The 12,730-nt window shown below is 48.5% G+C and carries 13 protein-coding genes; 10 read left to right on the forward strand and 3 right to left on the reverse strand.

Annotated elements, in window-relative coordinates:
- The 6 genes from U9P07_10495 to U9P07_10520 all read left to right on the forward strand — a co-directional run.
- Positions 1-687, forward strand: a 687-nt coding sequence (locus U9P07_10495; GenBank protein MEA2109834.1) for a DUF3450 domain-containing protein, incomplete at its 5' end; no start/stop codon positions are given.
- Positions 687-2,093 (forward strand): MotA/TolQ/ExbB proton channel family protein, encoded by a 1,407-nt coding sequence (locus U9P07_10500; protein ID MEA2109835.1) that lies wholly within the window; start codon positions 687-689, stop codon positions 2,091-2,093. The genes U9P07_10495 and U9P07_10500, both read left to right, overlap by 1 nt.
- Positions 2,090-2,710 carry a MotA/TolQ/ExbB proton channel family protein gene (locus U9P07_10505; protein ID MEA2109836.1) on the forward strand — a complete coding sequence of 207 codons (621 nt, stop codon included), beginning with the start codon at positions 2,090-2,092 and terminating at the stop codon, positions 2,708-2,710. Before U9P07_10500 ends, U9P07_10505 begins: the two co-directional genes overlap by 4 nt.
- Positions 2,711-2,716: 6 nt before the next feature.
- Entirely contained in the window at positions 2,717-3,130 is a 414-nt protein-coding gene (locus tag U9P07_10510; GenBank protein ID MEA2109837.1) for a biopolymer transporter ExbD, read from the forward strand.
- A 2-nt stretch (positions 3,131-3,132) separates the two neighbouring features.
- Positions 3,133-3,798 carry a TonB family protein gene (locus U9P07_10515; protein MEA2109838.1) on the forward strand — a complete coding sequence of 222 codons (666 nt, stop codon included), beginning with the start codon at positions 3,133-3,135 and terminating at the stop codon, positions 3,796-3,798.
- 34 nt (positions 3,799-3,832) lie between these two features.
- Positions 3,833-5,026 (forward strand): tetratricopeptide repeat protein, encoded by a 1,194-nt coding sequence (locus U9P07_10520; protein ID MEA2109839.1) that lies wholly within the window; start codon positions 3,833-3,835, stop codon positions 5,024-5,026.
- A 12-nt stretch (positions 5,027-5,038) separates the two neighbouring features.
- On the opposite strand, the gene U9P07_10525 is transcribed toward U9P07_10520, so the two are convergent.
- The 3 genes from U9P07_10525 to U9P07_10535 are packed head-to-tail and all read right to left on the reverse strand — an operon-like array spanning position 5,039 to position 8,275.
- Positions 5,039-5,812 carry an acyl-CoA dehydratase activase gene (locus U9P07_10525; protein MEA2109840.1) on the reverse strand — a complete coding sequence of 258 codons (774 nt, stop codon included), beginning with the start codon at positions 5,810-5,812 and terminating at the stop codon, positions 5,039-5,041.
- 24 nt (positions 5,813-5,836) lie between these two features.
- Positions 5,837-7,162 carry a 2-hydroxyacyl-CoA dehydratase family protein gene (locus tag U9P07_10530; protein MEA2109841.1) on the reverse strand — a complete coding sequence of 442 codons (1,326 nt, stop codon included), beginning with the start codon at positions 7,160-7,162 and terminating at the stop codon, positions 5,837-5,839.
- Positions 7,163-7,189: 27 nt separating this feature from the next.
- Positions 7,190-8,275 carry a 2-hydroxyacyl-CoA dehydratase family protein gene (locus U9P07_10535; GenBank protein MEA2109842.1) on the reverse strand — a complete coding sequence of 362 codons (1,086 nt, stop codon included), beginning with the start codon at positions 8,273-8,275 and terminating at the stop codon, positions 7,190-7,192.
- Between the two features lie 185 nt (positions 8,276-8,460).
- Between U9P07_10535 and U9P07_10540 the strand changes: the two genes are divergently transcribed.
- From U9P07_10540 to U9P07_10555, 4 genes are all read left to right on the forward strand, one after another.
- A complete protein-coding gene (locus U9P07_10540; GenBank protein ID MEA2109843.1) occupies positions 8,461-9,255 on the forward strand; it encodes an electron transfer flavoprotein subunit beta/FixA family protein in 795 nt (264 codons plus the stop codon).
- On the forward strand, positions 9,252-10,271 hold the full coding sequence (locus U9P07_10545) for an electron transfer flavoprotein subunit alpha/FixB family protein (protein MEA2109844.1): 1,020 nt from the start codon (positions 9,252-9,254) through the stop codon (positions 10,269-10,271). The genes U9P07_10540 and U9P07_10545 overlap by 4 nt, the downstream gene beginning before the upstream one ends.
- Positions 10,272-10,566: 295 nt before the next feature.
- A complete protein-coding gene (locus U9P07_10550) occupies positions 10,567-11,772 on the forward strand; it encodes an acyl-CoA dehydrogenase family protein (GenBank protein ID MEA2109845.1) in 1,206 nt (401 codons plus the stop codon).
- Positions 11,773-12,453, forward strand: a complete 681-nt coding sequence (locus U9P07_10555; protein ID MEA2109846.1) for a TetR/AcrR family transcriptional regulator — start codon at positions 11,773-11,775, stop codon at positions 12,451-12,453.
- The last annotated feature ends 277 nt before the right edge of the window (positions 12,454-12,730 follow it).

A 12,730-nucleotide genomic window follows, 5' to 3' on the forward strand; every position in this document is an offset into this window, starting at 1 on the left:
GTGTCAATGGTGACCGAAACCGTCAACCGAACGCTGAAAATTCAACAGCAGACTCAAAAAGCTGTAGATGCCTGGGAGCAGCAGCGTCAGGAAATGATCAGCCGTCTGCAGAATCTTAAAATGCAGGAAGATCTGCTTCGCTACCGGCAGCATAAATTGCAGCGCTATATAACTGAACGTCAAGCAAAAATTGCCGGACTGGAAAAAGGTATTGCTGAGCAGCAGGTAATCGCCCGGGAACTGGAACCATTTCTTGACCAGACCCTTGAACAGGCAAGGACATCTTTTCGGCATGGACTGCCGTTTCTGCAGGTGGAGCGGCGGCAGCGTTTTGCTGAACTTGAATCCTTCTTAAGCTCCTATGAATCGTCTCTGGCGGAAAAATTACGCCGGGTATTGGAAATGCTGCAGATTGAAGCCCAGTACGGCCATCAGGTAGAGGCATATGACCGGGTACTGGAACTTTCAGCGGTTAAAACTACGGTTAATGTCTTGCGATTGGGGAGTATAGGCCTGTATTACCTGACCCTTGATGGTAAAGATGCCGGTTGGTATAATCCTAAAGCAGGAAAGTGGGAAACTTTACCGGGCCGTTTCCTGGAGCCGATCAAAGAAGGGCTGCGCATGGCCATGAAACAACGGGCAATAGACCTGGTCAAGCTGCCGGTGGATAAAAGGGGATGGTAATGAAAATTTTTTGTTATTGTGCCCTGGTATTTCTCTTATTGCCGGTTGCCTTCGGATTGGCTGCGGATTCCTCTTTCGATCAGGTTGACCAGAAGCTTAAGGCTGAATATCAACAGGCTAAAATTGACCAACAGCAGCAGTTTCGGCGACTGGCGGCAGAAAAAAAAGCTTTACAGCAGCAGCTTGATGAGCGTGAAAAGGCAATAGCTGGGTTGAAAAAGGAAAATAATTTTCTGGAATCCAGTCTTGAAACATATGCCGAGCAGGAAAAAAAGCTGGGGATACGCCAGCAGGCGGTGATTGCGGAGATGAATGAGCTGGATGGCACGGTTCGCGTTGGCATCCGGGATTTAAAGGCCATCATGGAAAGATCATTGGTTTCCGGGGTGCATCCTGGAAGATTACGTCCTTTTGATGAAATGTTGTCACAAAAAGGATTGCCCAGCATGACCGGGATTCGGCAACTGGTAGAAAACAGTTTTGCTGAGATTAAGGAGGGGGCTGATATTGTCACCAAACATGGACCGTTTGTGGCCCTTGATGGTCGGACGACTTCTGGTGATATTCTTTGCCTGGGGGCTTTGACCGCCATTTATCGTCAGGATGATAACCGGGAAATCGGCTACGCGGTTTACGGTAAGGAAAATGATGCCCTGCTGGCTGTATCCCGGGCTCCATGGTTGATTGGCCGTTGTCTGAAAAAATATCTTGATGGATCCAGTAATGAAGTCTACCTGGATTTTTCCGGTGGTGCAACCGTCCGTCAGTTGGCTTTGCGCCCTACGGCCTGGGAACGGCTGCGGTCCGGCGGTGTGTTGGTCTGGCCTATTTTACTGATCGGGGTGATAGCTTTTCTGGTCAGTCTTGAACGGTTTTTCTTTCTCCGGCGGGTCAAGAGCAATACGGATACCGTGATGGTGGAAGTGATTGGATTGCTGGCCGCCGGCCGCCGGCAGGCAAGTTTGGAACTCTTGGAAAATAAACATGGTCCGGTTTATAATGTCCTGGCTGCCGGGTTGAAGTTTCAGCTGGCCAGCCGAGAAGTCCTGGAAAATGTCCTCGAAGAGGCGATTATGAAGGAGCTGCCGCGACTGGAAAAATATCTTCCCACTCTGCAGGTGCTGGCTGCTGTAGCCCCGCTGCTGGGATTGCTGGGGACGGTTACCGGGATGATTAATACTTTCCAGGTAATTACTATTTTCGGAACCGGCAATCCAAAACTGATGTCCGGAGGAATATCTGAAGCTCTGGTGACCACCATGCTGGGTCTGATGGTGGCCATCCCCATCATTCTTCTGCACGCCTATTTCAGCCGTAAAGTTGATTCGGTTATCGGGGATATGGAAGAAAAGGCTGTCGGCCTGACCGTGGCTTTGGTGAACAAGGAATTATCAGAAAGATCATGAACGGATTTTTATTCTCTATTCTTGAATATTGCCGGAGCGGCGGCCTGATGATGGTGCCGATTATTGTGGTTTCACTGGTCATGTGGAGTCTGATTCTGATCAAACTCCAGGAAATCCATGAGATTAACCGCAATGATGTGGGAACTCTGGAGACCGTATCCCGGGTGCAAAACGGCGTTGGCTTGCAAACCATCGGCACCCCTCTCAGTCACGTGGTTTTTCATTTCATGGAACAGATGACCGTCGACAGACAGCTTAACCAGGATCTGCTTACCTCCCTGGTGAACAGGGAAACCAGCCGGCTTTCAAGGAATATCAATGTTATTTATGTGCTGGCTTCCATTGCCCCGTTGCTGGGATTGCTGGGAACCGTGGGCGGGATGATCTCTACCTTTGATGCCATTGCCATGTATGGAACCGGGAATGCCCGGGCCATGGCCCAGGGAATTTCAGCCGCCCTGATTACCACCCAGAGTGGTCTGTTTGTTTCCATTCCCGGGCTGTTCATGGCCAGTTTTCTCCATCGACGCATCGGTAGGATTGCCCAGCAACTTGATGAATTCCGGGCGGCAATGATGAAAGAGCTGAATCTGAACTTCCATCAGGCTATGGGGTAGGGTTAGATGATTAATGTCAAAGCCAGGTTGCGTCGTGAGCGGCAGAAAGCGGAAATCAACATGGCCCCCATGCTTGATATGGTTTTTATCCTGCTGATATTTTTTTTGGTGACCACCAGTTTTGTCCGGGAATCAGGAGTTGAGGTGCAGCGACCGGTGGCCCAAAGTAGCATGATTGAAGAAACCAGCAGCCTGCAGATCGGCATTAACAGCGGTGGTCGGATTTATGCCGGTGGCAGGCAGGTTGATGCCCGCAGTATCCGGGCAATTGTTGAGCGTTTCCTGGCTGAGAATCCCGACGGTAATATTCTGATTGTCGCGGACCGGGAAACAAAAACCGGTTTAACGGTCAGAGTGCTGGACTTCTGTCGGCTGGCCGGAGCCGCACGGGTGGCAGTGGCGGCCACCAGGGAGCCCTGATAATGTCGTGTGCCCAGGGGAGGAATCGACGTTGGTTGACCGGTATTCTCAGTGCGGTGGGAGTCAATTTGTTCCTGCTATTTTTCATTTCTCTGCTTTTCCAATCCCCCAAATTTACTCGACGGATGACGTCCTGTCAGTCAGTACCCATCTGGCAGGTTGAACATCTAAAGGACGAACCGGAACCGCCACCGGTTAAAGAAGTCGAACCAGTAAGAAAAACAGTGGTTCTCCCTCCTGTACAGCTTGAATCATTACCCCTTCCCCAGCCAAAAGCATTGCCAGCCATGGAACTGCCGCTACCTGACCTTAAAATATCGCCACAGATAACCGGTTTGGAGACCTTGACACCATTAATGCCGGTGGCAAAACCATTTTACCGGCCTGGTGAACTGGATCAACAACCGTTGCCGATGGCGACCCCGGCACCATTCTATCCGCGCCGGGCCCGTATCCGGGGGATTGAAGGCAAAGTTCGGGTCCGCTTCATTGTCGATCAACAGGGATTGGTTAAAGAACTTAAAATTATCCTGGCTGAACCAGCTGGTTATTTTGAACAGTCAGTGAGAACCGCCCTGGCAAACTGGCATTTTCGCCCGGGTACGGTGGCAAACAATAAGGTGATGACTCAAGTGGAGACCACGATTGTTTTTAAGCTTGACCAATAAATATCCAGATAATTATTGCCGGGGAGTGGGGTGGATGGCCCCGGTTATGGTATTGATAGTCGTGTGCTGGATTTTTCTACCCCGGGCGGCCTTGGGTACTACTTCTTCCATCGATCCATATCAGCGTCAGCTTTCACCTGCGGCTAACCGGCTGCTGGTGAATGTCCAGTCACTGGTGGCAAAAAAAGAGGAGCGAAAGGCCCTGGCAAAAATTGAAAAATTTCGTCAGGACCATCCCCGTTCAGCTTACCTGCTGGTAGAGTTTATGGCCGGCAACCTTCAGTTTTCCCTTGAGCAGCTTAAGTCAGCTGTTGCTTCCTACCGGCGAGCGATTGAACTGGCGCCCAAATTTTTGCCGGCGCAGGAAAATCTGGGTATGACATTATTATCGCTGAAGGAATACCGGCAGGCGGGTGAACAGTTTGCTGCCGCTGTGTCATTAGCCCGAAAAACCGATTCAACTCGACTTGATATACTGTTGAAATATGCCGGCACTTCCTATCTCATGGTTGCTGACTATGGCCGGGCACAGCCATTTTTCAGCGAACTGGTGGAAAAGCGGCAGGACTTTGGCCGGGAATCAGTGCAGACTCTGGTGAGAATCTATCTGGAATTGCAGCGAAATAAAGCCGCTGAACGACTACTTTCCCTGGTCCTCCACCGTTTTCCTGAAGATGCTGATTACTGGTGTTTGCTGGGCCAGGTGAGGCTGACAACGGGGAATTATGCTTCGGCTCTGGCCGCCTATAAAGTCATGCTGTCTTTTAAAAAGCCGGAAGTCAAAGATTTTAAAATTATCGTCCAGTTATACCGGTTGCTCGGCTTACCATCGGCAGCAGGACAGGCTCTGGAACAATTGTACCAACTGCAGCAATCTTCCTTAACCGTCGATGAATTGGGAGAGTTGGTTGCCTTATATCTGCAGGCGGGTGATGATGACCGGGCCCTGGACTGGCTGAAGCGTAAACAATCATTGTATCCATCTGGGCGAAACTTGTTGCAGCAGGGTGAAATACTTTACCGGGCTGGACGCTATAAAGAGGCGTATGGGATTCTCAGCGGCTTGACTTTATTATCCGAAAAACAGGGATATCAGTTTCTGCTGGCCGGTTATTGTGCCTGGTATGCTGATGATTTATCGGCAGCCAGGTCGGCTTTTAAGCGGGCATCCAAATATGAACGTTACCGTGAGCGTTCTATTGCCCTGATTTCTGGTATGCTCAAGTAAAAATAGATATTTTTATTTTATCCCTAAGGCGAATAGCGCCGCCCCATAAGCTCCCATGAGTTGAGGGTGCTCAGGTATAAACACCTTCTCTTTGGTTTCATCTTCAATCACTTTGCGAATAGCGGGATTTTTAACAACCCCACCGGAAAGCAGCAATGGTGGTGCCAGCCCTACACTACGAACCATGGCGGTCACCCGTTTTACCAGTGAGCGATGCAGCCCCATCAAAATAGGTTCGACCTCAATACCCTGGGCAAGCATGGAGATGATTTCCGATTCGGCAAATACTGTGCATGTACTGGAAATGGTCACTTCTTCCGTAGCCGAAAGGGCTACAAAACCCATTTCAACGACAGGGATATGCATTCGGGCGGCGCTGTTTTCCAGAAAACGACCGGTGCCCGCCGCACATTTGTCATTCATGGCAAAATCTAATACCTGTCCTTCAGCCCCAATCACAACAACCTTACTGTCTTGACCGCCGATATCTATCAACGTCCCACCGTGGCCTAATTGATGATATACTCCTCTAGTGTGACAAGTGATTTCCGTGATATTTTTAACCGCTTGTTGTACCAGATTGCGGCCGTATCCGGTGGCAACCAACGGGATTCCCTCCAGAGACTTGATCTCATTCCTCAATTTTTCCAGAAAAGAATCAACCTGCTTCTCCACTCTTGGATCAACCTGTTCCAGGTGGTTCCAGACCATCTCACCGACGCTGTTTACCGCTACCATTTTAATCGTCGTCGAACCTACATCGATTCCTAATGCCGCAATTTTCATTAAATATGCCTCCGTGACCTATTCTTAATCATCCAACATCTCGACAAAAGAAGCCAAACGCGAAGCCACCTGTTCATCAGCATAAGCCCGGGGGTCATCGTGGTCAGCTTCCAGCAGCAGAGCCGGGATTCCAAACTCCTGAATGAGTTTATTACGCTGATCAATCTGACCGATTGAGTAGGGTTTGCAGGAGCGGTCCGAATGTAAAATGACCCCATCCAGCTGGAACTCTTTCACCATCCGCTTCATGGTATCTAATTTGTATTTTGTCCCCTGATTGAGAATTGGCGAGATGTAGGTCCGGGCAATGGATTCCAGCGGTTTTTCGCTATTCATCAATGAAGCCAGTTCTCCCCAGGCGTTGGTGTAAGTGGAAGAAACCACGCAAATACCGTGTTCACCCAGATATTCGGCCAGATAGCGTAACCGGTACCAGATGGGTAGGTTGTCCCACAACAGCCGTTTACGTTCGTTACGCACCGCGCCTTTACCTTTAGCAATATTCTCGTCCAACTCTCTGAGCAGCTCGGCATAAAAATAAACTGTCTCTTTTTTCCCCCGCATTTCAACGATAGGGGCCATATGGATGAACTGATCAAAGACCGAAATAGGTGCCGGCTGATGCCGGCCCCGACTGATGATCTCCTGCCACAATTCGGTCGCATCCTTGCTGAGTCGAATTATCTGCTTTAAGTGACGGTAGTCAAGTCGGCAGCCGGCAACCTGCTCTGAAATGGAGATGGAATTTTCCAGCTGTTTTTTTACATACCCTAAAGCATGATCGGATACTTTAGTGTAAACAAAAGGGGTATCGATTAAAATTAACGGTACCTCAAAATGGCGGGCTAACACCCGATACCAGTACAATACGGTCTGGCAGATATTGGTGCAGGCCAGGAGTAAATCAGGCTTGGGCAAATGGCCGACCGGAGTTTTGCCGGAAAGTACGGAGCCTATGTCGGTTCGGGCATAAGAACAGATATCAGTGGAATATCCGGCATTTTCCGCCATTCCGGAAAGCTCTACAACGGCTCCCCGAACACCACAAAGGGCACCGTGATTTTCAGGATAGAGTACATAAAATCCAAGCGCCTGCAAGATTTCAACCGGCCCACCGGAGGTTACCCAGGCCACGGGACGATGTCCGCTGGCGTAGCGTCCTTCGAGATAATGGCGGGAAATAAGCTCTTTGGTTCGAGCCCCAATACGTAGAGGAGGGGATAAAATATCCATGCGCCACCGGGAAGGAATCCTGGGGTAACGTTCAGCTTGTCGGCGTTGCCAATACAAAAATGGTTGTCCCGTAACTTTTACATTCCAGTAATATTTTAATGAAGCAGTCATTCCCATAACCGCAATCCTCTCAAATTCATATTTTTAACTGTCCAGCATCTCCAAAAACGCGCCGATGCGGGTAGCTATCTGATGGGGAAGGAGATTATTAATGTCAACTTCGATGTTAATGGAAGCCAGACCCTGCTCCTTGAGACAATTACGCAGATTGGGCAAGTCGAAAAGTTCGGGCTCACAGAATTTAACCTCGTAGAAAATAATTCCTTTGGCCCCGCTGTTTCGGGCCATTTCGATTAGATATTCAGCGCGCTCAGCAATGGAGTTGCCACGGGTGGGGTCGGGTGGGGCATAGATAATGCGTTCGGCCATCCGGCGGAAAGGTTCCCGGCTGGTTCCCGGCTGATAGAGACGACGACCGCAACAGGCCAAATCATCGGCAACTACTTGTCCTTTCATTTTGCTGATTACATCTAACATTTTCATAGGTTCAGGAAGAATACCCGAAAGGATTACCGGAATACCCCCTGCCGTTTCTCCGGTAACTTGCAGGGCATTTTCAGCCAGAGCGGCAAAATGCTCGGCCGACAGATATTCCCGGGAGCGTACCAAGCGATAAAAATCTATATTGCTTAAACCCATCTGTTGCCGGTTCTTGTGCAACTTGAGCAAAAGTAAATCACTCAGTTCTTCCCGCTTAATGGCTGTAAGCAACTCTTCATTGGTCGGATATTTGCCGGTAAAATCAGAAAAATGAGCGTACAGAGCCTGTAATTCATCAACCAGAAAAACCACATCCTCTTCCCGTTGTCCCCGGGGCAGATAGAGCGGAAATATTGTCTGCTCGGGCTTGATCATATCCATGAGAACAGAGGTCAGGCCCTGAAGTGAATCACAGGTATGGGGAATCAGGATCAGGCTGGCGACATTCAGTTCGCCCATTTTTAAAAATGAAAGAGCGTTGTGTACAATGGAACAGACATAGGATTGCAGGTGTGCACCGCCAAGGCTCACATCCACTTTGGGTGGTCCCCATAGTTCTATTGGGAAAATGTCAAAAGCACGTAACAGGGCGCGGGAATAATGGATTGGCAGCACGGCTGCTACCAATCCCCCCCGATTTTTGATATCCTTGATGACGTCTCTTCTATGAGGAATTGTTGTTATGGCCATAATACTCCAACAACCTTCACTTTTTTGTCGGATTGTATACGCCTTTCCACTTTTTTTCTATTTCTTTTTTCGATTCTGCCTGTGGGGCGCGCTAAAGCAATGTCCCCGAACATCCGGCAATATATCCCTGGCAATACAAGTCAGAAAGTTGAGATGAAATATACCGGTCATGGTTGGGCTAAAATATGAACGTTTGTTCGTTTTTTCTTGACATGAATCAAGCTCCGGGTTATGACAAAGAGATGAAAATCCTGGTTTGTATTAAACAAGTGGGTGATGACGGGGAGATAAGCCGCTTTGACGTCCACGCCCTGGAAGAAGCGCTTAACATAAAAGACCAATCTGGCGCTAAAATATCGGCTTCGGTTACCGTGGACGTGGTTACAGTCGGCCCACTTGAAGCGGCAAAGATCATCCGGCGGGCTTTTGGCCTGGGGGCGGACAGGGGTTATCATATAGTTACTGAAGATCCAGAATATGTCTCGTCTTTTATCACCGCAACCAGACTGGCGGTGGTAGCAAAAAAGATACCATACGACCTGATTCTGACCGGGATTATGTCTGAGGACATGATGGCGGGGCAAATCGGTCCCATGCTGGCTGAAATCATGGGATTTCCCTGTGCCACCGGGGTGATAAAAGCCAGTTTACCCTCCGGCAACAATGAAATTGAAGTTGAGCGGGAGCTGGAAAACGGCTTCAGGGACTGCCTCGCAATCCGGTTCCCGGCAGTGCTTACCATTCAAGCCGGCATCAACACCCCCAGATATCCCCGCCTCTCAAACATGTTGGCCGCCGGCCAAAAAGAGATTACAAACCTTATTGAAGCAGATTTTTTTCCCGAGCTAATACCGACAAGGGATATTTACCGCGGCCTGGAATCTCCAAAAAAAACCCGATCCGGCCGGATACTGGAGGGATCTTTATCCGATAAGGCGGAACAACTGCTCGCTGTTTTAAAGGAGAAAGATCTCATATGAAGCAAATATTGGTAATTGCGGAGATTTTTGCGGATCAGATCCGACCGGTCACCTGGGAGCTGGTAGCGGCAGCCCGTGCCATAGAAACAAATCCGGTTCTAAAACAGCATTCCCCGGCCATCCATATCATTGTCCCTGCAGATGACCCTAAACCCTTGGCCGAAAAGATTGCCAAGCAAACCGGTATGGATGTCATCGGCCTGCAGATACCGGGGCTTAAAGCCTATACCAGCGAGATTTATATCTATTGCCTTGGGCAATTGATCCGAGAAATGAACCCTTCCCATATCCTCGTCGCCCATACCTCTCAAGGAAGAGATTTTGCCCCGGGGCTGGCCATGAGCTTAAATGCGGCATCCATCTCCGGGGTTAATGATATCCGATCCGATGAGGAGGGACTGATCTATTCACGCCCCGTATTTAACAATAGCAAAAACCTGCTGGTTCGCCCGACTGCAAATCAACCAGTGGTGCTGAGCTTGATGGCGGGGATCTTCAAACCAGACGACCGGGAAGAAAAAAAACCAGGCCAGGTGAAGCTTTGCAAAATCCCTTTTATCCTTTCAGCTTGCGGCAAAGAACGTATCCAACATCGCCGAACCGTAAAAAGGGCTTGCGAAGATCAGGCCTTGAAAAAAGCCAAAGTCATTGTCGCTGCCGGTCGTGGGGTAAAAGAAAAGAACCTTAAATTTATTTTCCGGTTTGCGCAATGTTTCTCTGACTCGGCCGTGGGCTCATCTCGGCCCCTGGTAGATATGAACTGGATCGGCTATCAACACCAGGTCGGCATCACCGGCGCCACGGTTGCACCTAAAGTCTATATTGCCTGCGGCATTTCCGGTTCTTCCCAACATCTTGCCGGAATCAAGGAAGCCGAATTTGTAGTCAGCATCAATAAAAACCCACAAGCCCCCATATTTCGCCATTCAGATATCTGTATTGTTGCAGATGTAATTGAATTTATCGAATGTTTTTTAAAAAGTAAATATTCGGCCACGTTTTCAAAAAAGCAATAATACTCTTATAGAGGTACAGAGAAACCAGTCATTTGCTCTCTGTGACTCCGCGTTTGTGAGAAATAAAAAAAACTGGTAATTATTCACCGTAATTTTTTGTCTCGCGCCCGTTCGTTTCACTCTCTCAAGACGCAAAGAGCGCAAAGAAAAATGACAGATGATATAGCAAATTGAACTCTTCGCGGTCTTTGCGGCTTTGCGAGAGAATTAAAAAAAATTGACTGATATAGTTGCAAGAATTTGTCAATCTATAGACAAAGTCGAATGCTTACTTTAAAAAAGATAGGAGATATTAATGGATTTTACAATATCAACTAAGATTCAGACTATTGTCGAGATGATCAACGAGTTTGTCGAAGCGGAAATTATTCCCCTGGAACCGGAATTTTTGGCCAAGGATTTTAGAGAGATATTGCCGGTGCTGTGCGAAAAACAGGAGATGGTCAAAAAAATGGAGCTCTGGGCGCCCAATTTTCCGCTTGAGTGTGGCGGCATGGGACTTTCACTGCTGGAGCATGGCCTGGTATCAGAAGCCCTGGGGCGCTCTCCCCTGGGCCATTATGTCTTCTGGTGTCAGGCACCGGATGCCGGCAATGTTGAAATCCTGCACGAGCATGGCACTGAAGAGCAGAAACAATGCTACCTTAACCCTCTGGTCAGGGGAGAAAACCGCTCCTGTTTTGCCATGACCGAAGTGGATATGCCGGGTTCAAACCCGGTGATGCTGGAAACCACAGCCGTCAAAGATGGTAACGACTATATTATCAATGGTCACAAATGGTATACTACTGCCGCCGATGGAGCCGATTTTGCCATCACCATGGCGGTCACCAACCCGGAGGCCTCGACTTATCGTCAAGCCAGCATGATCATTGTGCCGACCAGCACACCCGGCTTCAACCTGGTTCGCAATATCCCGGTCATGGGCCATGAAGGTGATGATTATTTCAGCCACGGTGAGATTTTGTTTGAATCCTGTCGGGTACCGCAAGAAAACTTGCTGGGGGCGGAAGGACAAGGATTTGTCATGGCCCAGGATCGCTTAGGTCCGGGCCGGATTCACCATTGCATGCGCTGGCTGGGAATCTGCCGGCGCGCTTTTGACCTGATGTGCAAACGGGCCAATGAACGGGTAATTTCAGCTTCCGGCAAAACTTTAGGCCAGCAGCAGACAATCCAGAACTGGATTGCCGAATCAGCGGCTGAAATACAGGCCGCCAGACTGATGACTCTTAATTCAGCCTGGCAGATTGATAAAAATGGCGCCTCTAAAGCGCGTGATTCTATTTCAATGATAAAATTTGTCGTCGCCAATACCATGAATCGGATCGTCGACCGGGCTCTTCAGGTTCATGGTGGACTGGGCATGACCGATGATACCATCCTGGCTTTTTTCTACCGCCATGAACGGGCCGCCAGAATTTATGATGGAGCCGATGAGGTTCACAAAAGCTCGCTGGCTAAACGGATATTAAGAAATCTGGCAAAAAATGAGAATTAAATGAATTACAAAGAGTTCAAAAAAACATATGCTTCCTCAAACCGGGATATTGCCAGGGAGATATTTCGTAAAAACCATGACAGCATCCAGATTAAGAAGGAGAAAACCGCGGTAAATAATCTGGAAAAAATCTTTAATGCTGTTTTTAACATCAGCTATAAAAAAGGCTTCCAGGCCATGAGTATGCGGGATTTAAGTCAAGAAACCGGCATGAGTCTAGGCTCTTTATATGCTTATTTTACCGGCAAGGAAAAACTTCTGGTTATTATCCAGGCCCAGGGAAGCTCTATCATAAAGAGAAATTTCGAACTGATTTCCGTAGGCCATGAAAATCCCCGCGAAAAGTTGAGGGCCGTAATCAAAGCCCATATTTTCCTCTCTGAACTATTCCGGCCCTGGTTTTATTTCACCTTCATGGAAGCCCGAAATATTAAACCGGCCGAGTTTGAGGCGGTAAAATCTATGGAAGAATATACCCGTAAAACCCTGACTGATATTCTTGTAACCGGAGAGGAACAGGGCGTTTTTAAACCAGGAAAGCATGAACTAACCAGCAGTATGATCAAGGGCATGCAGCAGGAGTGGTATTTAAAACGGTGGAAATATAGAAAACTTAAGGTGTCGGCGGATCAGTTTGCCGATCATTTAATCGGCCTGGTGGAAGCCTTCTGCCTGGTTTAAGTACCAGAGGGAAACGGCCCAACAAAAAGTTTAGGTAAAACCTAACCCAGCAGAGCCAGAACCAAACAGGTTATTTTGTTATTGCACCACGAAGCACACGAAGAACACGAAGTTCTGAAGAAATCCGCTTTTCTTCGTGCCTTTCGTGCTCTTCGTGGTAAAAAAATATTTTGACCATTTTGCGTAAAACTTCATTGGTAAAAATCTAACCCGGTCTAACCGGAACCAATTTTTTAAAACCACAGATTACACGGATAGACACGGATAAAACTGAGGC

It is taken from the genome of Pseudomonadota bacterium (assembly GCA_034660915.1).
GTDB lineage: Bacteria > Desulfobacterota > Anaeroferrophillalia > Anaeroferrophillales > Anaeroferrophillaceae > DQWO01.